The sequence below is a fragment of the Yersinia nurmii genome, from assembly GCF_001112925.1.
Lineage (GTDB): Bacteria > Pseudomonadota > Gammaproteobacteria > Enterobacterales > Enterobacteriaceae > Yersinia > Yersinia nurmii.
Window position 1 is genome coordinate 21,185 of sequence record NZ_CPYD01000003.1, and the last position, 23,071, is coordinate 44,255.

Consider the following 23,071-nt stretch of genomic DNA (forward strand, 5'->3'; position numbering starts at 1 on the left):
CCAGAGTCTCAGCGATCGGACACAACCACAGTAATGTGGCTGGTGCGCTTCAGGATGCGATCTGCACGACCTTTTGCACGAGGCATAATGCGCTTCATGCTTGGGCCTTCGTCTACGAAGATCTTCGTGACTTTCAGATCATCGATGTCAGCGCCATCGTTGTGTTCTGCGTTAGCAATGGCAGACTCCAGTACCTTCTTAACCAAACCAGCAGCTTTCTTGTTGGTATAGGCCAGAGTTTCCAGAGCTTGCGACACTTTCTTACCGCGAATCAGGTCCGCTACCAAGCGAACCTTCTGAGCAGAAGAACGAGCGTGGCGATGTTTAGCGATAGTTTCCATCTCTTCCTCCTACCTTAGCGCTTTTTAGCCTTTTTATCGGCCGCATGGCCGCGATAAGTACGGGTCGGCGCGAATTCACCCAATTTGTGACCGACCATTTCATCGGAAACAAAGACAGGAACGTGCTGACGACCATTATGGACAGCGATGGTCAAACCGATCATATTTGGAAAGACCGTTGAACGACGGGACCAAGTCCGAATAGGCTTCTTGTCTCCGCTTTCCACCGCTTTCTCTACCTTCTTCAGCAAGTGCAGGTCAATGAAGGGACCTTTCTTGAGAGAACGTGGCATGGCTTATCCTCTAATTATTTTTTACTACGGCGACGTACGATGAACTTATCAGTACGCTTGTTGCTACGGGTCTTCTTACCTTTGGTTTGAACGCCCCACGGGGTTACCGGGTGCTTACCAAAGTTACGACCTTCACCACCACCGTGTGGGTGATCTACCGGGTTCATCGCAGTACCGCGAACGGTAGGGCGAATACCACGCCAACGACTTGCACCTGCTTTACCCAGCACACGCAGCATGTGTTCAGCGTTACCGACTTCACCTAAGGTGGCGCGGCAATCAGCTTGAACCTTGCGCATTTCGCCGGAGCGCAGACGCAGAGTAACGTAGGAACCGTCACGAGCAACGATCTGAACGTATGCACCAGCAGAACGAGCCATCTGGCCGCCTTTACCTGGTTTCATCTCTACGTTATGAACCGTTGAACCAACTGGGATGTTGCGCATAGGCAGGGTGTTACCTGTCTTGATTGCAGCATCAACGCCAGATTGGATCTGGTCACCAGCTTTCAGGCCTTTTGGCGCCAGGATGTAACGGCGTTCGCCGTCTTTGTACAGAACCAGCGCGATGTTCGCGGAACGGTTCGGATCGTATTCCAGACGCTCAACCACTGCAGGGATACCATCTTTGTTGCGTTTGAAGTCAACCAGACGATAATGCTGCTTGTGGCCACCACCGATATGACGGGTGGTGATACGGCCATTGTTGTTACGACCACCGCTTTTGCTTAATTTCTCAAGCAGCGGGGCATAAGGTTTACCCTTGTGCAGCTCAGGGTTAACCACTTTAACAACGTGGCGACGACCCGGAGATGTAGGTTTACATTTAACAATTGCCATTGTTTACTCCTCCGACTTACTCTGCGCCGCCGATGAAGTCCAGATTCTGGCCTTCTTTCAGGGTGACGTAAGCTTTTTTCCAGTCGCTACGACGACCAACACGCTGACCGTGACGCTTACTCTTGCCTTTAACCAGCAAGGTGTTAACGTCTTCAACTTCGACTTCAAACAGTTTCTGCACTGCAGCTTTAATTTCTGCTTTGGTCGCGTCGATGGCAACTTTGAGAACGATGGTGTTACTTTTTTCCATCGCAGCGGACGCTTTTTCAGATACATGCGGCGCGCGCAGTACTTTCAGCAGACGTTCTTCACGAATCATGCCAGCATCTCCTCAACTTGCTTCACAGCATCAGCAGTCATAACCACTTTGTCGAAGGCGATCAGGCTAACTGGATCGATACCTGCTACATCGCGAACATCAACCTTGTACAGGTTGCGAGCTGCCAAGAACAAGTTCTCGTCAACTTCACCAGTTACGATCAGCACATCTTCCAGAGCCATATCTTTCAGTTTCTGTGCCAGCAGCTTAGTTTTAGGCGCTTCTACAGAGAACTTCTCGACAATGATCAGACGATCTTGACGTACCAATTCGGACAGGATGCTTTTCAGCGCGCCGCGGTACATCTTTTTATTTACTTTCTGACTGTGGTCCTGAGGCTTAGCAGCAAAGGTCACACCACCTGAACGCCAGATCGGGCTCTTTACAGAACCTGAACGCGCACGGCCAGTACCTTTCTGACGCCACGGTTTTTTACCGGAACCAGTTACTTCAGCGCGGGTCTTCTGAGCACGAGTACCTTGACGGGCACCTGCTGCATAAGCAACAACAACCTGATGTACCAGCGCTTCGTTGAAATCACGACCGAAGGTAGTTTCGGAAACAGTCAGCGCGCCTTGCGCGTCTTTCAATACTAATTCCATTGCTATCCCCTTACGCCTTCACAGCTGGTTTAACGATCAGGTTGCCACCGGTTGCGCCCGGTACAGCACCCTTAACCAGCAGCAGGTTGCGCTCAGCGTCAACACGTACTACGTCCAGGCTTTGAACGGTTACACGCTCGTCACCCAGGTGGCCAGCCATTTTCTTGCCTTTGAACACTTTGCCCGGAGTCTGGTTCTGACCGATAGAACCCGGAACGCGGTGAGACAAGGAGTTACCATGGGTAGCATCTTGGGTACGGAAGTTCCAGCGCTTAACAGTACCGGCAAAACCTTTACCTTTAGATGTACCTGTAACATCGACTTTCTTAACGTCTGCGAAAATTTCAACGCTAATTTCTTGACCAGCAGTGAATTCTTGACCTTCTGCAAGGCGGAATTCCCACAGACCACGGCCAGCTTCTACGCCAGCTTTAGCGAAGTGACCCGCTTCCGGTTTGGTAACGCGGTTAGCTTTTTTAGCACCGGTAGTTACTTGAACGGCACGGTAACCGTCGTTCTCCAGGTCTTTGACCTGAGTTACGCGGTTTGCTTCAATTTCGATAACGGTTACTGGGATTGAAACGCCATCTTCAGTGAAGATACGAGTCATGCCCACTTTTTTACCGACTAAACCAATCATTGTTTCAACCTCTCAATCGCTCAATGACCTGATTAACCCAGGCTGATCTGCACGTCTACACCGGCAGCCAGATCCAGACGCATCAGAGCATCAACGGTTTTCTCGGTTGGCTCAACGATGTCAACCAGACGCTTGTGAGTGCGGATTTCGTACTGATCGCGCGCATCTTTATTGACGTGCGGAGAAACCAGAACGGTAAAGCGCTCTTTGCGGGTCGGCAGCGGGATCGGACCGGTGACCTGCGCACCAGTGCGCTTGGCAGTCTCGACGATTTCCGCAGTTGATTGATCGATCAAACGATGATCAAACGCTTTCAGGCGGATACGGATTCTTTGGTTCTGCATGAGACCAGAGCTCCAATTATTTATAAACATAAATGATTACTACTCAGACCCATTTCGATTGATGGGAGAGTGTAATCGTTCAACATATAACCCCCAAATCGGGAGTATTGTTCGGAAGTATCACTTAGCTACTCCCGACAGATTAAATTCAATCTGACCAACCAAGATTAGGCAGGCACGCGCATTATACGTAAATTCGGGCAGTAAGCAAGTCACTGTTGAAAATCTATGCGAGAACTTACGTATTTAGCCATTCACCGCAAGTTTTAGTGAATTTATTTATTATCACATCACGTTACTATAGGTGAGTAACAATTATTGGCCAATACAGGGAGAGTGAGAGTTGGTCATCCATCATATTCGCAAAGGGACTATGCCATGGCTCATCATTGCCGGAGTATTCTACTACTTGTTATCGCATGTTTCATGACTCAGGCAATAGCGAGTACGCGCTCGCTTTTTCCCCTTCAGGCCTACAACCAAAGCCCAACCTATTGGTTTCCACCCAACGCCCCCGATTATATCAAACCGTTAGTTCCCGCCAGACTTCAGCAACAGGCTCATCAAAACCTGCTCAAACACTATTTCGGCGGTAACCCTACCTCTTCTTCACCTTGGGATGAACACTATGTTCAGCAAAGGCTACCGGATAAAGGAACGGATAGTATCGCTTCTTCTATAAAGAAAATGCTAGAGCGCTTTGACAATGTAGATGCCAAGGGAGATAGCATTAATTACGGCAGTAATTATCGTCCCTATACACAAACGTGGATTGATGCCATTCGTACCAATGTGCAGCTGACTCAGTTCAAGAGCCTGTATTTTCACGCGGAACAGAGAGGAATAACTGTACGTCCAACGATGGTTAGAGTGCTCCCTACCAATGATCCCAGCTTTTATAGTGATACTATAGCTGGTGAAGGTTACCCTTTCGATAACCTGCAAGAATCGCGGCTGCACATTGGAACACCCATTTATGTCATTGGGCATAGTACCGATACTCTGTGGAGTTTCATTATGAGCCCAGACTTACAGGGATGGGTGCTGTCTGATTCTATTGCCTTTGCCGATGATGCTTTTATCCAACTATGGCGAAGTGCCGCAAGAAAAAAGATGGCGGTAATAACCGACTTCAACGTAGCGTTAACTGAACCACATCAATCTCGTATTTATGCTAGCGATGACATAGGCAGCATTCTCCCGCAGCTTGATGCCCAACACCTGATGATTCCGGTGGTTAACAATCGGCAGCAGGCAGTTATACACATCGCCAGAGTAGCACCCGACAAAATAAGCACTCTACCGCTCACTGCAAACCGTAAGAATTTTTCTTTACTGATTCAGCGTTCACTAGGTCGCCCCTACGGATGGGGAGGTTTATACGGATACAACGATTGTTCGAGCGAATTAAAGAATCTGATGACCGCATTCGGGTTTTGGTTACCCACTCATTCCTCAAAACAAATCACTCAGGGAAAAACCGTTGATTTAAGCCAATATCCACCAAGCGAGCGCTTGGATTTTCTGGCTAAGCATGGTCGGCCGTTTATGACTCTCATTCATATTCGGGGACATATTATGCTGTACGTGGGAAACACTGATACTGATGAAGAACGACCGATGACCTTTCAAAACATATGGGGCTTAGGGCCGGAAGACCATAGCAGGAGATCTATTATTGGGCAGTCAGTTCTGTTCCCTTTATTGCTTTCTTATCCAGAAGATCGCTCTCTGGCATCTTTGGCGGCAGGACCGATATTTCAGATCAGTTATCTCGACCAGCCTACCTATATCGATAAATCATAGTGCATAGTACTAGTAAGTTAAGTACCGCAGCCTGCCTCATTAAATAGACAAAAAGTGAGTACCGATGAGATACTCACTTTTTATTATCCCGGCATTGGCACAACATCTTAGTTAGCTCACCCTAGCTGCGCCTGAGAATAATTCTGTATTCCTAAGCGTTCTATCAGGCTCAGTTCTGTTTCCAGCCAATCAATATGTTCTTCTTCATCAACCAGAATTTCTTTAAGCAGATCACGCGTGACATAATCATGTATCGAATCAGCATAAGCGATACCTTCACGTAAATCTTTGGCGCCGCTTAATTCCAGAGCTAGATCTGACCTGAGCATCTCCTCTACGTCTTCGCCAATATTGATTTTGCCTAAATCCTGTAGATTAGGAATCCCCTCGAGAAACAAAATTCGCTCAATGTAACGATCTGCATGTTTCATCTCATCGATAGATTCGTGGTATTCCTTATCATTCAGACGGATAAGTCCCCAGTTTTTAAACATTCGCGCATGCAGGAAGTATTGATTGATGGCAACCAGCTCGTTTCCGAGTAGTTTATTGAGATGAGAAATTATTTTTTTATCGCCTTTCATAGATAAACCCTCCGCTTCCAGTACTAAAAGTGTAGTACCAGATGGCAAAGAGTGGGGAATCTTATCCCGCCTATGTATTAAGCAACGTCATTCATTTCTGGAATATTGGCACACTCCTCGATCAAAATCTCTCTCGCCTGCCGAATACATTTTCCGCAATCAGTTCCGATTGGAACCAGTTGGCGTAGTTGCTTCAAAGTATGGGGATGATGCTGTCGAACAGCATTGCGGATGACTTTATCAGACACTCCATTACACAAACATACGTACATATAAGGCTCACTTCTTAACCAATGCCGTAAGTGTAAATGGGAATGCTTTTTATTTCAATTAAGATTATTTTCTTTTGATATAAAAAAAGGGCGCCTGAGCGCCCTTCTAACTTAATCAGTAAAGAAATTAAGCGATTACTTTAGCAACAACACCAGCGCCTACAGTACGGCCGCCTTCACGGATTGCGAAACGCAGACCGTCGTCCATCGCGATTGGGTGGATCAAGGTAACTTTCATGTTGATGTTGTCACCTGGCATTACCATCTCAACGCCTTCTGGCAGTTCGATAGTACCGGTCACGTCAGTTGTACGGAAGTAGAACTGTGGACGGTAGCCTTTGAAGAACGGAGTATGACGGCCGCCTTCGTCTTTGCTCAGAATATAAACTTCTGAATCAAAGGTAGTGTGTGGTTTGATAGAACCTGGTTTAGCCAGAACCTGACCACGTTCGATATCTTCACGCTTAATACCACGCAGCAGAACACCAACGTTCTCACCAGCACGGCCTTCGTCCAGCAATTTGCGGAACATTTCAACGCCAGTACAAGTAGATTTAACAGTATCTTTGATACCGACGATCTCTACTTCTTCACCAACTTTAACGATACCGCGCTCTACACGACCAGTTACAACAGTACCACGGCCGGAGATGGAGAATACGTCTTCGATAGGCAGCAGGAATGGCTTGTCGATAGCACGTTCTGGTTCTGGGATGTAAGAATCCAGGTAGCCAGCCAGTTCGATGATTTTAGCTTCCCACTCAGGAGCGCCTTCCAGTGCTTTCAGCGCTGAACCGCGAACTACTGGAATGTCGTCGCCTGGGAAATCGTAAGTAGACAGAAGTTCACGAACTTCCATTTCTACCAGTTCCAGCAGCTCTTCGTCGTCAACCATGTCGCATTTGTTCATGAATACGATCATGTAAGGAACGCCAACCTGGCGACCCAACAGGATGTGCTCACGAGTCTGTGGCATAGGGCCATCAGTTGCAGCAACAACCAGGATAGCGCCATCCATCTGCGCAGCACCGGTGATCATGTTTTTAACGTAGTCGGCGTGACCTGGGCAGTCAACGTGCGCGTAGTGGCGAGTCGGGGTGTCATATTCAACGTGAGAAGTGTTGATGGTGATACCACGAGCTTTTTCTTCCGGAGCGTTATCGATCTGGTCGAATGCACGAGCGTTACCGCCGTAGGTTTTAGCCAGTACGGAAGTGATTGCTGCAGTCAGGGTAGTTTTACCATGGTCAACGTGGCCGATAGTACCGACGTTTACATGGGGTTTGGTACGTTCAAATTTTTCTTTAGACACGACTATATTCCTTACTCTTGTGCTCTCCCACTTATGAGAGAGCACTGGATCATTGTTTTAAACCCGAAAGCTTATTTGCCACGGGCTTCGATAACGGCTTTAGCGACGTTGCTAGGTGCTTCAGCATACTCCAGGAATTCCATGGAGTAAGAAGCACGGCCCTGAGTCTGAGAACGCAGGTCAGTAGCATAACCGAACATTTCAGACAACGGAACCTTGACGCGAACGGTTTTACCGGTAGCAGTATCTTCCATACCTTCGATGATACCGCGACGACGGTTAAGGTCGCCCATTACGTCACCCATGTAATCTTCTGGGGTTTCGACTTCAACCTTCATGATTGGCTCAAGCAGAACTGGTTTAGCTCGTTTGAAACCTTCTTTAAAGGCGATAGAACCGGCTAATTTAAACGCCAATTCTGAGGAGTCAACGTCATGGTAAGAACCGTAATGCAGACGAATTTTAACGTCAACAACCGGATAACCTGCCAATGGACCAGCTTTCAGCTGTTCCTGGATACCTTTATCAACGGCTGGGATGAACTCTTTAGGAATAGAACCACCAACGATTTCGTTGACGAACTCATAACCTACGCCACCCGGTGGCAACGGAGACATGTCGATAACAACATGACCGTACTGACCACGACCGCCTGATTGTTTAGCGTGCTTACCTTCCACGTCCTTAACGGTGTCGCGGATGGTTTCACGGTAAGCAACCTGAGGTTTACCGACGTTTGCTTCCACGTTAAATTCGCGGCGCATACGGTCAACCAAGATATCCAAGTGCAGCTCACCCATACCAGCGATGATAGTCTGACCAGATTCTTCGTCAGTCCAAACGCGGAATGATGGATCTTCTTTTGCCAAACGACCCAATGCCATACCCATTTTTTCTTGGTCGGCTTTGGTTTTTGGTTCAACAGCAACAGAGATTACTGGCTCTGGGAACTCCATACGTTCCAAGATGATAGGATTAGCTGGGTCACACAGAGTGTCACCAGTAGTCACATCTTTCAGACCGATCGCTGCTGCGATGTCGCCTGCGCGAACTTCTTTGATCTCTTCACGTTTGTTGGCGTGCATCTGTACGATACGACCCAAACGCTCACGCTGTGAACGTACTGAGTTCAACACGGTGTCGCCGGAGTTTACAACACCAGAGTACACGCGGAAGAAGGTCAGGTTACCCACAAACGGGTCGGTAGCAATTTTGAACGCCAGTGCAGAAAACGGCTCGTTGTCAGATGAATGACGAACAGCCGGGGTATCTTTACCATCGTCCAGAATACCGTTGATAGCTTCAACATCAGTTGGAGCCGGCAGGTATTCGATAACCGCATCCAGCATCGCCTGTACGCCTTTGTTTTTAAACGCAGAACCACAGGTAACCAGAATAATTTCGTTGTTCAGAACGCGTTGACGCAGAGCTTTCTTGATTTCTACCTCGGTCAGCTCTTCGCCGCCCAAGTATTTGTCCATCAGCTCATCTGAAGCTTCAGCTGCAGATTCAACCAGGTTCTGGTGCCATTCTTTAGCCAGCTCAACCATGTCAGCAGGGATATCTTCGTATTCGAAGGTAACGCCCTGATCAGCATCGTTCCAGTTGATCGCTTTCATTTTCACCAGGTCGATAACGCCGGTGAATTTCTCTTCTGCGCCGATTGCCAATTGCAATGGAACTGGATTCGCGCCCAGACGAGATTTGATCTGACCAACAACTTTCAGGAAGTTAGCACCCATACGGTCCATTTTGTTAACGAACGCGATGCGTGGAACTTTATATTTGTTAGCCTGACGCCATACGGTTTCAGACTGCGGCTGAACACCACCAACAGCACAGTAAACCATTACAGCACCATCAAGAACACGCATGGAACGTTCTACTTCAATGGTGAAGTCAACGTGTCCTGGGGTGTCAATGATGTTGACGCGGTGTGGCTCAAACTGCTTAGCCATACCAGACCAGAAGGCCGTGGTTGCAGCAGAAGTGATGGTAATACCACGTTCCTGCTCCTGTTCCATCCAGTCCATGGTGGCAGCGCCGTCATGAACTTCACCGATTTTATGGTTTACACCGGTGTAGAACAGAATACGTTCGGTAGTGGTGGTTTTACCGGCGTCGATGTGAGCACTGATACCGATATTACGATAGCGCTCAATGGGTGTTGTACGAGCCATTTGATTCCTCTATTCCTAGGGCGTTCAAGTTCAGTTAACCCATGCGGGTTGGCTAATTGAAGCGCCCGCATGGTTAGCATTACTACTGCGTGGTAATTACCAGCGGTAGTGGGCGAACGCCTTGTTGGCTTCTGCCATGCGGTGAACGTCTTCACGTTTCTTAACAGCAGAACCTTTGTTCTCTGCTGCGTCAGACAGTTCATTCGCCAAGCGCAGAGCCATGGATTTATCACCGCGTTTACGAGCAGCATCAACGATCCAACGCATTGCCAGGGCATTACGACGAACCGGACGAACTTCTACTGGTACCTGGTAGGTTGAACCACCAACGCGGCGAGACTTAACTTCTACAGTCGGGCGCACGTTATCAAGAGCAGTTTCAAACGCTTCCAGGTAGTCTTTACCAGAACGCTGAGCCAGGGTTTCCAGCGCGGTATAGACGATTGCTTCTGCAGTAGATTTTTTACCATCTACCATCAGGATGTTTACAAATTTGGCCAGTAACTCAGATCCGAACTTAGGATCTGGCAAGATTTTACGTTGACCAATAACACGACGACGTGGCATGGAAATACTCCGTTGTTAATTCAGGGTTGTCCAAAACTCTAAGAGTTTATTTTGACATTAAAGTGAAAATGTTTGGCCTTACTTAACGGAGAACCATTAAGCCTTTGGCTTCTTCACGCCGTACTTAGAACGAGCTTGCTTACGGTCTTTAACACCTGAGCAGTCAAGCGCGCCGCGAACGGTGTGGTAACGCACACCTGGCAAGTCTTTAACACGACCGCCACGGATCAGGATCACGGAGTGTTCCTGAAGGTTATGACCTTCACCGCCGATGTAGGAGGTGACTTCAAAACCGTTAGTCAAACGCACACGGCAAACTTTACGCAGTGCGGAGTTAGGTTTTTTCGGGGTGGTGGTATATACGCGGGTACATACACCACGTTTCTGCGGGCAGGCTTCCAGTGCAGGAACGTTGCTCTTAGCAACCTTCATGCTACGTGGCTTGCGAACCAGCTGGTTAATCGTTGCCATTATTAAAAAAGCTCCTGGGTTTTTGCTTCGTAAACACGTGATAAATCCCCCTCGTATGCACTAAGGGCAGAGTACGAGGACGCAGAATTTTATGGCTGACTACCTAAGGTGTCAAGAAATATACAGCATTAGTCGTATTACCATGCCAAGTGTTGACGATGTTTAGTGGTTAAATCGACGAAGTGATTATAGCTGATTGCCGGTATTTTGTCTGAATTTTGACCAACCAAACCTCGCGCGGCCAGATCATTTTCCAGAACAAAGAGAGAAGCTGAGTTATTTAACAATATGTTAAGAACATCAGCGTCTTTTAACGTCGCTAGAACGCCATCCTGCAAAAACAGAATGGCATCTTCGTCGGAGGTCAATCTCAACAGCGCGGATAAATCGCATTGAAAAGGCGAACGGCTGACGGTATACAACATATTTAGTATCCTGATACGGTCAAAATGTCAGCACAACGTCGTAAGCGGCTAACTGTTGGAGTAACTTTTCTGGCGCTAAGACTTCAACATCCAACACCCAATCTTTGACCTGAGCCAGACCGCGTTGCCGTAATGCCTCTGCGCACATATAACACTTTTCTACGTCATAAAGAGGTAAGACACCGAAAGTGGCAATATAGTTTCTGGCCAGAATTTTTTCCGGCTGTTGCTGCGGAAGTAACTGGAATACGCCATCCGAGACAAAAAACACGCCGATATCTTCGCAGAGAGCCGAAGTCGCCAAAAGCGCGTCTAGTCCTTCCCGGCCGCTCGCGTTTCCGTGTGGGCCTTGAGTGAAAACAAAAGCGATAGATTTCATGCCCATCTCTAAAATTGCGCGATCAAAATTGAACAACGCGGTCACAGGTCAGCGCTGCTTCCGCCAGCGAACCCAATCCACTCAGAGTAAAACCGGGCTGTAGATTGGCGGCGGCCAGATCAAGCTGCTCAGCCTCATGCCGATCGCAAACTCCTCTCCGCAGCGCCGCTGCCACGCACACATTGAGCTCAATCCCATTCTGCTGCGCCAGTTGTTGCCACGCACGCACCAGATCAAACTCATCGCTGGCAGGCGAAGTCAGTTGATTGGCGTTCAACACCCCTTCCCGATAAAAAAAGATGCTGACCAATTGATGGCCCGCCGCCAGTAACGCCTGCGCAAACTGATAAGCACTGCTGGCCTGCTGAGTGCCATAGGCAGGGCCGGTAACCAATAGGCAATAACGCAGCATTAGCGCTCGTGCCCGATAAGATCGCCACTTTTGAACTGACGAATATACAGATAAACCGTATGCTTCGAGATATTCAGCCGCTCCGCCACCTGGTTAATGGCATCTTTAATATCAAAAATACCCTTCTCATAAAGATTGAGCACCACCTGGCGATTTTTCGCATTGTTGGACACATTGCGATCCGCATTCACCTCTTCAATGGTGAATTCCAGCGTTTGTGCCACCAAGTCATCCACCGATGAAGCAAAGTTGACGGAAGAAGGAACTTCCTGCGTTTCCGGTGGCATAAATGTCTGAATAATTTGTGAGAAAGGTACATCCAGATTCATGTTGATGCACAGCAAGCCGATCACTCGCTGATCGCGATTACGAATTGCGATAGTGACAGATTTCATCAATACGCCGCTTTTTGCGCGAGTGAAATAGGCACGGGAGACGCTACTGTCCGCACCGGCCATATCATGCAGCATACGCAGCGCGAGATCGGTTATCGGCGAACCAATCTGACGACCAGTATGCTCACCGTTGGCAATTCTGACGGCTGAACATTTAAGATCTTCCAGCGAATGCAGAACAATTTCACAATGTCCGCCAATCAACATGGCCAGGCCATCAACAACGGCCTCGTATGATTTCAGTATTTCATAATCCGTTTGACTGAACGGACGTTCATCCAGTAAATCCAGTTCACTGGTTTCGCCAGTTAAAAGCGAATTAGACATCGAAGACACCACCCTCTAGGTAGAGCCTGTCTCAATAGCAACGGGCAGACTCATAACTCAATATCTTGGAATATAAGCTTAGCAAATATGCCAAAGCTAAATCCTTGCGTTTGTGCGTGGTATTGACGTTAAGCCCACAACCCATAAGCGTCAAGTTATCAACGAGCAGAAGCGCAAAATGAATCAACAGAATACAAAAAAAAACCGCCGCGAAAGCAATTCGCAGCGGTCTGTGCTGTTCGCCAAAGCGACACTAAGCTATTTCTGAATTATTTTTTGGCTTTAGCTTCAGCTTCTGCCGCAGGTTTTTCAGCAGCGGCGTCGGCTTTAGGTGCGGCTTTCACATCTAGCAATTCAACGTCGAATACCAGAGTAGAGTTAGCAGGGATCCCCGGAACGCCGGTTTTACCGTAGGCCAGTTCTGGTGGGATGACCAGAGTGATTTTACCGCCTTTCTTGATTTGCTTCAGACCTTCAGTCCAGCCTGGGATGACGCCGTCCAGACGGAAAGACAGTGGCTCGCCACGTTTGTATGAATCATCAAAGACGGTGCCGTCAGTCAAAGTACCTTTGTAGTTAACTACTACGGTATCGCTGTCTTTCAGTGCGTCGCCTGCGCCTGGTTTTTCAACTTTATACAGCAGGCCGCTTGCGGTTTTCTTCACGCCTTTTTCTTTAGCAAAGGTATCGCGGTACTTGGTGCCTTTATCTGAATTTTCTTTCGCATCTTGTTCCATCTTGGCCTGAGCCGAGGATTTCACACGAGCTTCAAAACCTTGCAGGGTTTTTTCAATTTCTTCGTCAGTCAGCTTAGATTTATTGGCAAAAGCGTCCTGAACACCGGCGATCAGCTGGTCTTTATCCAGTTTGATACCCAGTTTTTCTTGTTCTTTCAACGAGTTGTCCATATAACGACCTAAGGATGCACCTAGTGCATATGCAGATTGTTGGTCGTCATTTTTGAACTTGCTGTTAGTCGTTGCTGCCGCGTCAGGAGTTTTTACTGCTTCAGCAGCCATAGCCTGAGTTGCATTCAGGGTCAATGCCATGGTTGTAGCCAGCAAGGTTACTTTAAACAATGATTTCATCCATTTCTCCAATGGCCCAGGGCTTCTTACCCCAAGCAACGATTGTGTAAGTTTCAGTACTATAACTGCCGGAGCGAAGACAAAACAATCTCCGAATCTACAGTATGCAGTGATATTTCGACTTTTTTTATCACAAGAAGTTTCCTTTTTATTGTTCTCAGTCTCTGCGCAAGGCATTCCGCAGCGTTTAGAGGTAGAATCTCTGGCATCGCTGTCGTTCCGGCATGCGGCCATCGCGGCAGGAATCGATGACAGAATCGTCGTTAGTAGTTATGAGAGGAAATACTATGGAAGCGTCTTTGTTCGAACAACGGCTTGAAATGCTGGAAAGTCGTCTGGCGTTTCAGGAAGTGACAATTGAAGAATTGAATTTGATTGTGACTGAACACCAGATGGAAATGACCAAACTACGGGAACACCTGCGTTTGCTGACCGATAAATTACGGGCCTCTCAGCCTTCAATGTTGGCATCACAGGCAGACGAAACGCCCCCGCCTCACTACTGAGGTTGATTTGCGGCACAAAAAAGCCAGCCTTACGGCTGGCTTTTTCATTGACGAGCGTGATGCCTTAGTGGCAACCACAACCGCCTTTACCGCAACCGCCGCCCTGTTGAGCTTGGTCATGACCGTGATCATGGTCGTGATCGTGGTCGTGACCGCCGCAGCAGCCGCCGCCGTGTTCATGGTGATGATCGTGCTCACCGTGTACGTGACCGTGTTGCAGTTCTTCTGCCGTCGCTTCGCGAATGGCAACAACTTCAACGTTGAAGTTCAGATCCTGACCCGCCAGCATATGGTTACCATCAACCACAACGTGCTCGTCTTCCACTGCGGTAATTTCTACCGGTACTGGACCCTGATCGGTGTCAGCCAGGAAGCGCATACCGACTTCCAGCTCGTCAACACCCATAAATACGTCTTTCGGTACGCGCTGAACCAGATTCTCATCATAGTTGCCGTAACCGTCATCAGCACTTACACGCACATCAAAACGGTCGCCCGCTTCGTGGCCTTCCAACGCTTTTTCCAAACCAGAAATCAGGGAGCCGTGTCCGTGCAGGTAGTCCAACGGCGCACTCACCGGAGACTCATCAACTAACACACCGTCTTCTGTACGTACCTGGTAAGCCAGGCTGACCACTAGGTCTTTTGCTACTTTCATGACATCTCCTACCCTTGGAACAAAAATTGGCACAGATTGTAGCGGAAATCTGAACCCCTGTACCCTTCAGCATAAAAAATCGCTGAGGATAACGCTACTTTGGATCAAAAATACCGATAACTTGCTCTTTCGGGCGGACATGCTGATTGACCTGCTCGTCAGTTTGACGCTGATGATGGCCACACTTCACACATTCCACGACTTCCACCTGATCTTCACGCCATAAAGCGAGAGTATCCATAGCTTTACACTGCGGGCAGGTAGCACCAGCAATAAAACGTTTACGGGTTACAGACATGCTGATTTCTCCGGTTTACTCGTGTTCATCCCAGCCATCAAGCTGCCTGCTTTCATGCAGCATTTCTCGTTGGAAAATATCTTCCAGCTCGCGCCGGGCCTCTTTGACTCTGGAAATCTGCGCCACATCGCCATGGTGCGGCGGCATCAGCTCACGCAGCATACGCATATCTAAACGACGGAAATGCTGCTGCGCCCGATAAGCCTGATGCGGGTGCATACCCAGTTGTCGTAATGTTTTGCGCCCCAGTTCCAGCGCACTGGAGAAAGTTTCGCGGGTAAAATCCTTCACGCCGCTTTGCAATAATTCATGTGCTTCCACACGGCCTCTGGCACGGGCCAGAATATGCAGATTGGGGAAGTGTTGCTGACATAAATGCACCAATGTCATGGTGTCTTCCGGCTCGTTACAAGTAATCACTATGGCTTTGGCTTTCTCTGCGCCGGCGGCGCGCAGCAGTTCTAGTTCGGTTGCATCGCCATAATAAACCTTATAACCGTACTTGCGCATCACGCCCACGGCGCTAACATCCCGCTCCAATACGGTAATTCGCATTTTGTTTGCCATCAGCAAACGGCCAATAACCTGTCCGAAGCGCCCAAAACCTACAACGATAACCTGCGGATCGTTGTCTTCCACGAAAGGTTTTTCGTCGCTTTCTTCCGGGGCGTTATAACGGCGAGACAAAATACGATCGATACCTTGCATCAATAACGGCGTAGTCATCATTGATAAAGTCACGACCACCAGCAGCAGCGCGAGTTGATCGACACTTAATACATGCTGACTAAAAGCCGCAGAGAACAGTACGAAGGCAAACTCGCCGCCCTGACTTAGCACACCGGCAAACTGAAGCCGCACCGAACGCCGTAGGCCAAAGGTTCTGGCCAACCCGTAAAGCACCGTGGCTTTGATGGAAACCAGCGCCAATACGCCAAGTAATACTTCCAGCAGATGGGTAAAGATAACGCCAATATTCAGCGCCATCCCCACTGAGATAAAGAACAGGCCCAGCAATAAGCCTTTAAAAGGCTCAATAGCGATTTCCAGTTCATGCTGAAATTCACTTTCCGCCAGCAGAATTCCGGCGATAAATGTCCCTAACGCCATCGACAGGCCCAGCGCATCCATAAATAGTGCCGAACCTAGCACGACCAGAAGCGCGGCGGCGGTAAACACCTCACGCACACCGGAAGCAACAATATAACGAAATAACGGGCGTAGCAGGTATCGCCCTCCGATAAGCATGCCGGCAAAAGCGGCCACTTTCAGAGCGATTTTCGCCCAATCATTAGCTCCCCCACCGCCGCCCGCCAAAATCGGAATCAGCGCCAATGCGGGAATAACAGCCATATCCTGAAATAACAATACGGAAAAACCAAGTTGGCCGCCTTCGTTACGGTTCATCCCTTTTTCACGCATAAGCTGAAGCGCCATTGCGGTTGAAGACATGGCTAAACCAATGCCCCCCATCACCGCAGCCTGCCAAGCGAACTGAGTGAAATAGAGCAACGCGCCCAAAACCGTCGCTGTGATGATCACCTGCCCTGCTCCGACGCCAAAAATCGAGCGCCTCAGTTGCCAGAGTTTGGCTGGATTCAGTTCCAGACCAATGATGAACATCAGGAAAACAACGCCTAGCTCCGAAAAATGCAGAATCTCATCCACATCGCGAATAAAACCCAGCCCCCACGGGCCAATAGCGATCCCGGCAATCAGGTATCCCAATACCGCTCCAATACCCAATCGTTGTGCGATAGGCACCGCAACGACCGCGGCAAACAAAAACAGTAAAATGGCGGTTAATAGCGCCGAGCCTTCCATAATTATGGCCCCCTTTGTGGCAACGGAGAAGCTAACCACTCGGCGTAGGCCTGCGCATGGTTGGACAGCACTTCCGGCTTTTGCCGACGCGCCCAGTAAACAATCATCGGGGTTATCCAATGCATATGACACATAGCTGCAGTCAATTCGAACGGACGCAGAATGTCATCCATCGGGTATTGGTTATAGCCGCCGACTCGATATGCCCCTTCCGGCTCGCCGGTGGTAATCACCGAACGCCAGTATTTTCCCCGCAGAGCATGACCTCCGATGCCATTGGCAAACCCGCGCGCCAGTACGCGATCCAACCATTCCTTTAGTAAGGCCGGACAACTATAGGTATAAAGCGGATGTTGAAAAACAATGACCTGATGCTCACGCAGCAGCTGTTGCTCGTGATGAACATCAATAAAGAAATCCGGATAATGTGCGTAAAGATCGTGCACGGTGACATGCGCTAGCTGCTTTACCGGTTGCAGTAAAACCCGATTGGCGACCGAGTCCTGTGATTCCGGATGGGCATACAGCAGCAAAACCTTCGGCGGCTGTGACATCATTCCCCTCCAAAGCGTCGTCAGGGTGCGGGTTTTCCGTTACCATGCGTCGCAAGACTTAAAATAGGGCGTTTAACGCCCTGTTTGTACCCAAAGTAAAGTAGTGGGTATTGCAGATAGGCTAGAAGTTAATGCCTCTGCGACCTCAGGTACTAAGGGTTACCTTAATATAATGATAATTTAACATACTCTAAACATACGGCACTCTATGATTGTTTTCTCTTCGCTTCAAATTCGACGCGGGACTCGCGTCTTGCTGGACAATGCTACAGCAACCGTCAATCCGGGCCAGAAGGTTGGGCTGGTCGGTAAAAACGGCTGTGGCAAATCGACCCTGCTGGCGTTGCTGAAAGGCGAAATGAGCGCCGATGGGGGCAACGCCACTTTCCCCAATAACTGGGCTTTGGCCTGGGTTAATCAGGAAACCCCGGCACTAGATATGCCTGCGATAGAGTATGTTATCGACGGCGACCGCGAATTTCGTCAGCTGGAATCCGAATTACAGGCCGCCAACGTAAAAAACGACGGTCATGCTATTGCTACGGTACATGGGAAACTCGACGCCATTCAGGCCTGGACCATTCAGTCCCGCGCAGCCAGCCTGCTACATGGCTTAGGTTTTTCGCAGGATCAGTTACAACAGCCCGTTCGTTCTTTCTCTGGCGGCTGGCGAATGCGCCTCAATCTGGCACAGGCTCTGGTATGTCGTTCTGATTTGCTGCTACTGGATGAACCAACCAACCATTTGGATTTGGACGCCGTGATCTGGCTGGAAAAATGGCTGAAAAGCTATTCCGGTACGCTCATCCTGATTTCCCACGATCGGGATTTCCTCGATCCTATTATCGATAAGATTCTGCATATTGAACAGCAGTCGCTGAATGAATATACCGGCAACTATTCCTCTTTCGAACGCCAACGCGCGACCAAGCTCGCTCAGCAGCAATCGATGTACCAGCACCAGCAGGAAAAAGTCGCGCATCTTCAACACTATATTGACCGTTTCCGCGCTCAGGCGACCAAAGCTAAGCAGGCACAAAGCCGAATTAAAATGCTCGAACGCATGGAAATGATTGCACCAGCGCACGTTGATAACCCGTTCCGATTTAGCTTCCGCACGCCGGAAAGCCTGCCCGACCCGCTATTGCGAATGGAGAAAGTCAGCGCCGGCTACGGCGACAAAACCATCCTGCAATCTATTAAACTAAATCTGGTTCCCGGCTCCCGCATCGGTCTGCTCGGACGCAACGGGGCGGGTAAATCTACGCTAATCAAATTGCTGGCTGGCACGCTGGAACCACAAAGCGGTGAAATCGGTCTGTCGAAAGGCATAAAACTAGGTTACTTCGCTCAGCATCAGTTGGAATTCTTACGTGCAGATGAATCCCCACTGCAGCATATGAGCCGTTTGGCGCCGAAAGAGCCGGAACAGCAACTGCGGGATTATCTGGGCGGCTATGGCTTCCAGGGTGATCAAGTCACCGATCCGACCGCTCGTTTCTCCGGTGGAGAAAAAGCACGTCTGGTATTGGCACTGATTATCTGGCAGCGCCCTAACCTATTGCTGCTGGATGAACCGACCAACCATCTGGATTTAGATATGCGGCAGGCACTCACCGAGGCGCTGATTGATTTTGAAGGCGCATTGGTCGTTGTTTCCCACGATCGTCACTTATTGCGTTCTACAACTGACGATTTGTATCTGGTTCACGACGGCAAAGTCGAGCAATTTGACGGCGATCTAGAGGATTATCAGCAGTGGCTGGTCGATTTACAGCGTCAGCAGTCACAGCAAGGTAGCCCGGAAAAAGAAGTCTCTGGAAATAGCGCCCAGCAGCGTAAAGACCAAAAACGCCGAGAAGCCGAGTTCCGCACGCAAACCCAGCCGCTGCGTAAGCAAATCATGACGCTGGAAAAACAAATGGATAAGTTGAGCGCCGAACTGGCCGCCGTGGAAGATGAACTGGCGGATTCTGCGCTGTACGATATCTCCCGCAAGAGCGAGTTGACCGAATGTTTGCAGCGGCAGAATCAGGTGAAATCCAAACTGGAAGAAACCGAAATGAATTGGTTGGATGCTCAGGAGCAGTTAGAGAATCTAACTAAGGAATTTTAATAAAACTAAGCAGTTAAAAGCTGAAAATTGCCGCTATTCATGGATGATCGCGGCATGAAAAAGATTGATATCAGTATTATTGTACCGGTGTTTAACGGCGAAGCCTACCTTGCCACGCTGCTCGACTCATTGAGCAGTCAGTCAGGTGTATCTTTCGAAATCATTGCTATCAATGATGGCTCCACCGACGGCAGCGCCGCCATACTGACGGATCGCGCCCACCGTCACTCTCATCTCCGCGTCATACATCAATCCAATCAAGGTTTATCCATTGCCCGCAATCAGGGCATTGCTCAGGCAAAAGGGCAGTGGATAGCATTTGCTGATTGCGATGACTGGCTAGCGCCGAACGCACTGCAAATATGGCTACAACAGGCCAAAGAACAACAGTTGGATCTACTGATTGGCAACGGCTATCGTTTCTGCGGCGAACCTACTCAGCAGAGCGTCAACCCTTTATTCCCCGCACAACGCTGGCAAAAGACGCTCACCGGAAAACAATGGATTATCGACAGCGTCGCACAAAACAATTGGCTGCATTTTTGCTGGCTACAACTGATCCGTCGGGAGCTAATCCAAACGCATCAATTAACCTTTACGCCTCATCAACTCCATGAGGATATTTTATGGTCCACACGGCTGGGGTTAGTCGCACAGCGCGTAAATTACTGCCCTGAACCGCTTTATGGCTATCGCACCGCGCCCCATTCCATCACCAGAAAACACTGTTTTCATCTACGAATGTTACGAGCGGAGAGTTATCTCGATATTATCAGCGAATTAGTCCGTATTGCGGCGCAATCAGAGTCTGCACTAAGCAAAGCACTGTTACGCCACGCTAATCGAGAAAGCGGCCATCTATTAGGCTTAACCCGTTGGGGAACAAGAACCTGCGCAGAGCGTAGCCAGCTTGCCAGGCGTTTCAAAGCATTAGGATTGGAAATGCCCTTAATCCAGGGAGCGATCGGCCTGCGGGATTTCTGGCGTGCGCTACGCTGCATTATCATTTTCCGTCGCTACGCCAGACAACACCCTTAACTTAAGGCCGATAAAACGGTTTATCACCGAGGATTGTGGCTCGGTGCATAATCCGACGCTCCGGCAAATAATCCGCATTGGCGTAATGCTGGGTAACCCGATTATCCCAAATAGCCACGTCATCCTGCTGCCAACGCCAGCGTACCTGAAATTCTGGCTTCGTCGCGTGAGCAAACAGGAATCCCAACAATGCCTCACTTTCTTTAGCGCTCAATCCGGTGATTCTTGTCGTAAAACCTTCATTAACGAATAACGCCGGACGGCCACTGACCGGATGAGTGCGTACCACCGGATGCAAAAGCGGCGGATTCTTCTCTTTCGCCAGTAGCCAGCGTTGATGATCTTCCAGCGTCGCCCGATGCTTATGCTCAGGGAAGGATTTAGTGAAATCATGCTCGGCCTGCAATCCCGCCAAAAGCTGCTTAAACGGGGCAGATAGCGCCTCGTAGGCCGCCATGCCGCTGGTCCATAGAGTGTCGCCGCCGGTTGCAGGTAGATGCTTCGCCGCCAGAATCGCGCCCAACGGCGGGTTGGCGATGAACGTCACATCCGTATGCCAGTTATCATTATCCGGCGGATTATTATCGTGAGTATCCAGTACGATAATTTCCTCACACTCTTTGGCGTGTGGATAAACGGGATGAATATGCAGATCGCCGAAACGCCCCGCCAAATCTCGCTGCTGCAACGGCGTTATCGGCTGATTACGCAGAAAGAGCACCTGATGTTTGAGCAACGCATGATAAAGCTGCTCAAATTGGCTATCGCCCAATGGGCGGGAAATATCGATATTTTCAATTTGTGCACCGATATAAGGCCCAAGCGGATTGACCACTAAACGTTCGTTCATTGTTGCACTCCGTACCAAGGGGTTAAGCGGCGTTGAATCGCCCGAAGCCCTAATTCCATGCTGAAAGCGATTATTGCGATTACGCCGATACCAGCGATAACCACATCCGTTGCTAAAAACTCGCCGGCAGACTGCACCATAAATCCCAGACCCCGCGTGGCGGCAATCAGCTCAGCGGCGACTAAAGTCGACCATCCCACGCCCAGACCAATGCGGATGCCAGTTAGAATCTCTGGTAAAGCGCTCGGCAATACCACATGTCGTAATACTTGCCAGCGGCTGGCACCCAACGCTTGCGCGGCTCTGACCCGCACCTGCACTACGCTGCGCACACCGGCTACCGCCGCCAGAGTAATTGGCGCAAAAATGGCCAAATAAATCAGCAAAATCTTGGATGTCTCACCGATGCCAAACCAAATCACCATCAGCGGTAAATAAGCTAAAGGAGGTACTGGACGATAGATTTCAATCAGCGGATCCAATATAGCGCGTACCGTCGGGCTTAATCCCATAGCAATGCCGGTTGGTACTCCCAGCGCGATTGCCGCCAATAAAGCCACCATAATGCGCCCAAGGCTGGCGGCTAAATGCTGCCACAGCGTGGCATCCATAAAGCCTTTTGGGCTGGCAATGGTCATGAGCTGATGCAGAACTTGCTGCGGCGCGGGAAGAAATAACGGGCTAATCAGTTGCAACGCCGTAATGCACCACCAAATCACGAATATCAGCGCTAACGTCAGCAAACTTAGCCATAAACTGCGGGGCAATAACGGCTCGAGAGAGCGAGCGTATCGGCGACTAATTCGCGCTGAAGGTGCCGTCTTCTGTGCCGAAGAGCGCAATGTGCTGTGCAGGCTCATATCAAAACCTCTCGCTGCTGGAATACCTTACTCAGCACATATTCACGCTGAGCAATGAATTCTGGGTCTGACTTAATTGAGCGGCTGGCTTCTCCACGGGCATATCGCTGACCAAAATTGAGCGTCAACCGTTCCACCACCTGCCCCGGCCCTGGGGATAACAGCAGTAGCTCGCTGGCTAAAAAAACAGCCTCCTCAATATCATGGGTAATTAACAGTATCTGCTTACCGGTATCGCGCCAAATATTCAGTAATAGCTCTTGCATCTGCTCACGCGTGAATGCATCTAGCGCACCAAAAGGTTCATCCAACAACAGCAAGCGCGGATCAACCGCCAATGCACGAGCTATTCCGACGCGCTGGCGCATACCGCCAGAGAGTTGCCAGATAAAATGATGCTCAAAGCCGGTTAATCCGACCTTGCCCAGCATTCTCAATGCCTTTTCACGTCGCTGAGAGGGATTCATTCCAGCCAGCTGAAGGCCGAATTCCACGTTGCTAATCACATCTCGCCATGGCAGCAATCCTTCATGCTGAAACACCACGCCGCGATCGGCACCCGGTCCAGTGACCGGTACACCGTCTAAAGTGATACTTCCCGCCGATGGTTGAATAAAGCCAGCAATCAGGTTCAATAACGTGGTTTTTCCGCATCCTGATGGCCCAAGCACCACCACCAGTTCGCCGGAGGCAATATTTAACGACACGTCGTTTAATGCCGCTTTGCCTTGATATTCCACACTCAGGCCGCTGACGTTTAGCATCGGTGCT

Annotated in this window: 29 protein-coding genes; 4 read left to right on the top strand and 25 right to left on the bottom strand. The window is 49.4% G+C overall.

Features of this window, described 5'->3' with window-relative positions:
- Nucleotides 1-8: 8 nt before the first annotated feature.
- Genes rplV through rpsJ form a run of 7 tightly spaced genes read right to left on the bottom strand, consistent with a single transcriptional unit; the run spans nucleotide 9 to nucleotide 3,378 of the window.
- Entirely contained in the window at nucleotides 9-341 is a 333-nt protein-coding gene (rplV, locus tag AD970_RS04895) for a 50S ribosomal protein L22 (RefSeq protein WP_004391423.1), read from the bottom strand.
- A gap of 14 nt (nucleotides 342-355) precedes the next feature.
- The gene (gene rpsS / locus AD970_RS04900; protein WP_002213430.1) at nucleotides 356-634 is read right to left on the bottom strand and encodes a 30S ribosomal protein S19; all 279 of its coding nucleotides are present in this window, start codon (nucleotides 632-634) and stop codon (nucleotides 356-358) included.
- A gap of 14 nt (nucleotides 635-648) precedes the next feature.
- Nucleotides 649-1,473: a 50S ribosomal protein L2 gene (gene rplB / locus AD970_RS04905; protein ID WP_025376653.1), complete on the bottom strand. Its 825-nt coding sequence runs from the start codon at nucleotides 1,471-1,473 to the stop codon at nucleotides 649-651.
- Between the two features lie 16 nt (nucleotides 1,474-1,489).
- A complete protein-coding gene (gene rplW, locus AD970_RS04910; protein ID WP_049597213.1) occupies nucleotides 1,490-1,792 on the bottom strand; it encodes a 50S ribosomal protein L23 in 303 nt (100 codons plus the stop codon).
- Entirely contained in the window at nucleotides 1,789-2,394 is a 606-nt protein-coding gene (gene rplD / locus AD970_RS04915; protein ID WP_049597214.1) for a 50S ribosomal protein L4, read from the bottom strand. The genes rplW and rplD overlap by 4 nt, the downstream gene beginning before the upstream one ends.
- A 10-nt stretch (nucleotides 2,395-2,404) precedes the next feature.
- Entirely contained in the window at nucleotides 2,405-3,034 is a 630-nt protein-coding gene (rplC, locus tag AD970_RS04920; protein WP_049597215.1) for a 50S ribosomal protein L3, read from the bottom strand.
- 32 nt (nucleotides 3,035-3,066) lie between these two features.
- Nucleotides 3,067-3,378, bottom strand: coding sequence for a 30S ribosomal protein S10 (rpsJ, locus tag AD970_RS04925; RefSeq protein WP_004718576.1), 312 nt, complete (start codon nucleotides 3,376-3,378; stop codon nucleotides 3,067-3,069).
- 378 nt (nucleotides 3,379-3,756) lie between these two features.
- Here rpsJ and AD970_RS04930 point away from each other — a divergent pair, with 378 nt between their 5' ends.
- On the top strand, nucleotides 3,757-5,184 hold the full coding sequence (locus AD970_RS04930) for a C40 family peptidase (protein ID WP_049597216.1): 1,428 nt from the start codon (nucleotides 3,757-3,759) through the stop codon (nucleotides 5,182-5,184).
- A gap of 116 nt (nucleotides 5,185-5,300) precedes the next feature.
- Here AD970_RS04930 and bfr read toward each other — a convergent pair whose 3' ends face one another.
- The 11 genes from bfr to fkpA form a co-directional block, all read right to left on the bottom strand.
- Nucleotides 5,301-5,768, bottom strand: a complete 468-nt coding sequence (gene bfr / locus AD970_RS04935; RefSeq protein ID WP_049597217.1) for a bacterioferritin — start codon at nucleotides 5,766-5,768, stop codon at nucleotides 5,301-5,303.
- 77 nt (nucleotides 5,769-5,845) lie between these two features.
- Entirely contained in the window at nucleotides 5,846-6,040 is a 195-nt protein-coding gene (bfd, locus tag AD970_RS18690; protein ID WP_071665759.1) for a bacterioferritin-associated ferredoxin, read from the bottom strand.
- A gap of 127 nt (nucleotides 6,041-6,167) precedes the next feature.
- Nucleotides 6,168-7,352 carry an elongation factor Tu gene (gene tuf / locus AD970_RS04940; protein WP_049597218.1) on the bottom strand — a complete coding sequence of 395 codons (1,185 nt, stop codon included), beginning with the start codon at nucleotides 7,350-7,352 and terminating at the stop codon, nucleotides 6,168-6,170.
- 71 nt (nucleotides 7,353-7,423) lie between these two features.
- On the bottom strand, nucleotides 7,424-9,532 hold the full coding sequence (gene fusA / locus AD970_RS04945; protein WP_049597219.1) for an elongation factor G: 2,109 nt from the start codon (nucleotides 9,530-9,532) through the stop codon (nucleotides 7,424-7,426).
- 96 nt (nucleotides 9,533-9,628) lie between these two features.
- Nucleotides 9,629-10,099 (bottom strand): 30S ribosomal protein S7, encoded by a 471-nt coding sequence (gene rpsG / locus AD970_RS04950; protein ID WP_004702306.1) that lies wholly within the window; start codon nucleotides 10,097-10,099, stop codon nucleotides 9,629-9,631.
- A gap of 96 nt (nucleotides 10,100-10,195) precedes the next feature.
- Complete coding sequence (gene rpsL / locus AD970_RS04955; protein WP_004718567.1) at nucleotides 10,196-10,570, bottom strand: 30S ribosomal protein S12; 375 nt, start codon at nucleotides 10,568-10,570, stop codon at nucleotides 10,196-10,198.
- A 137-nt stretch (nucleotides 10,571-10,707) separates the two neighbouring features.
- Nucleotides 10,708-10,995 (bottom strand): sulfurtransferase complex subunit TusB, encoded by a 288-nt coding sequence (tusB, locus tag AD970_RS04960; protein ID WP_049597220.1) that lies wholly within the window; start codon nucleotides 10,993-10,995, stop codon nucleotides 10,708-10,710.
- 19 nt (nucleotides 10,996-11,014) lie between these two features.
- Entirely contained in the window at nucleotides 11,015-11,380 is a 366-nt protein-coding gene (tusC, locus tag AD970_RS04965) for a sulfurtransferase complex subunit TusC (protein ID WP_157045465.1), read from the bottom strand.
- 16 nt (nucleotides 11,381-11,396) lie between these two features.
- Nucleotides 11,397-11,786: a sulfurtransferase complex subunit TusD gene (gene tusD / locus AD970_RS04970; RefSeq protein WP_049597221.1), complete on the bottom strand. Its 390-nt coding sequence runs from the start codon at nucleotides 11,784-11,786 to the stop codon at nucleotides 11,397-11,399.
- A complete protein-coding gene (locus AD970_RS04975) occupies nucleotides 11,786-12,508 on the bottom strand; it encodes a helix-turn-helix transcriptional regulator (protein WP_049597222.1) in 723 nt (240 codons plus the stop codon). Before AD970_RS04975 ends, tusD begins: the two co-directional genes overlap by 1 nt.
- Nucleotides 12,509-12,777: 269 nt before the next feature.
- Nucleotides 12,778-13,596 carry an FKBP-type peptidyl-prolyl cis-trans isomerase gene (gene fkpA / locus AD970_RS04980; protein WP_049597223.1) on the bottom strand — a complete coding sequence of 273 codons (819 nt, stop codon included), beginning with the start codon at nucleotides 13,594-13,596 and terminating at the stop codon, nucleotides 12,778-12,780.
- A gap of 287 nt (nucleotides 13,597-13,883) precedes the next feature.
- Between fkpA and AD970_RS04985 the strand changes: the two genes are divergently transcribed.
- On the top strand, nucleotides 13,884-14,102 hold the full coding sequence (locus tag AD970_RS04985) for a protein SlyX (RefSeq protein ID WP_049597224.1): 219 nt from the start codon (nucleotides 13,884-13,886) through the stop codon (nucleotides 14,100-14,102).
- A 64-nt stretch (nucleotides 14,103-14,166) separates the two neighbouring features.
- On the opposite strand, the gene slyD is transcribed toward AD970_RS04985, so the two are convergent.
- From slyD to kefG, 4 genes are all read right to left on the bottom strand, one after another.
- Nucleotides 14,167-14,760, bottom strand: coding sequence for a peptidylprolyl isomerase (slyD, locus tag AD970_RS04990; RefSeq protein ID WP_049597225.1), 594 nt, complete (start codon nucleotides 14,758-14,760; stop codon nucleotides 14,167-14,169).
- A gap of 94 nt (nucleotides 14,761-14,854) precedes the next feature.
- On the bottom strand, nucleotides 14,855-15,058 hold the full coding sequence (locus AD970_RS04995; RefSeq protein WP_049597226.1) for a YheV family putative zinc ribbon protein: 204 nt from the start codon (nucleotides 15,056-15,058) through the stop codon (nucleotides 14,855-14,857).
- 15 nt (nucleotides 15,059-15,073) lie between these two features.
- Nucleotides 15,074-16,882, bottom strand: a complete 1,809-nt coding sequence (kefB, locus tag AD970_RS05000; protein WP_049597227.1) for a glutathione-regulated potassium-efflux system protein KefB — start codon at nucleotides 16,880-16,882, stop codon at nucleotides 15,074-15,076.
- 2 nt (nucleotides 16,883-16,884) lie between these two features.
- Nucleotides 16,885-17,436 carry a glutathione-regulated potassium-efflux system ancillary protein KefG gene (kefG, locus tag AD970_RS05005; RefSeq protein ID WP_049597228.1) on the bottom strand — a complete coding sequence of 184 codons (552 nt, stop codon included), beginning with the start codon at nucleotides 17,434-17,436 and terminating at the stop codon, nucleotides 16,885-16,887.
- A 208-nt stretch (nucleotides 17,437-17,644) separates the two neighbouring features.
- Here kefG and AD970_RS05010 point away from each other — a divergent pair, with 208 nt between their 5' ends.
- Both AD970_RS05010 and AD970_RS05015 read left to right on the top strand, forming a co-directional pair.
- Nucleotides 17,645-19,552 (top strand): ABC transporter ATP-binding protein, encoded by a 1,908-nt coding sequence (locus tag AD970_RS05010; RefSeq protein ID WP_049597229.1) that lies wholly within the window; start codon nucleotides 17,645-17,647, stop codon nucleotides 19,550-19,552.
- 54 nt (nucleotides 19,553-19,606) lie between these two features.
- Nucleotides 19,607-20,590, top strand: a complete 984-nt coding sequence (locus tag AD970_RS05015) for a glycosyltransferase (protein WP_049597457.1) — start codon at nucleotides 19,607-19,609, stop codon at nucleotides 20,588-20,590.
- 1 nt (nucleotide 20,591) lies between these two features.
- Here AD970_RS05015 and tauD read toward each other — a convergent pair whose 3' ends face one another.
- From tauD to tauB, 3 genes are read right to left on the bottom strand one after another with little or no spacing between them, the layout of a single operon-like run.
- Nucleotides 20,592-21,440: a taurine dioxygenase gene (tauD, locus tag AD970_RS05020; protein ID WP_049597230.1), complete on the bottom strand. Its 849-nt coding sequence runs from the start codon at nucleotides 21,438-21,440 to the stop codon at nucleotides 20,592-20,594.
- Entirely contained in the window at nucleotides 21,437-22,300 is an 864-nt protein-coding gene (gene tauC / locus AD970_RS05025; RefSeq protein ID WP_049597231.1) for a taurine ABC transporter permease TauC, read from the bottom strand. The genes tauD and tauC overlap by 4 nt, the downstream gene beginning before the upstream one ends.
- Nucleotides 22,297-23,064: a taurine ABC transporter ATP-binding subunit gene (gene tauB / locus AD970_RS05030; RefSeq protein ID WP_049597232.1), complete on the bottom strand. Its 768-nt coding sequence runs from the start codon at nucleotides 23,062-23,064 to the stop codon at nucleotides 22,297-22,299. Before tauB ends, tauC begins: the two co-directional genes overlap by 4 nt.
- Nucleotides 23,065-23,071: the final 7 nt, after the last annotated feature.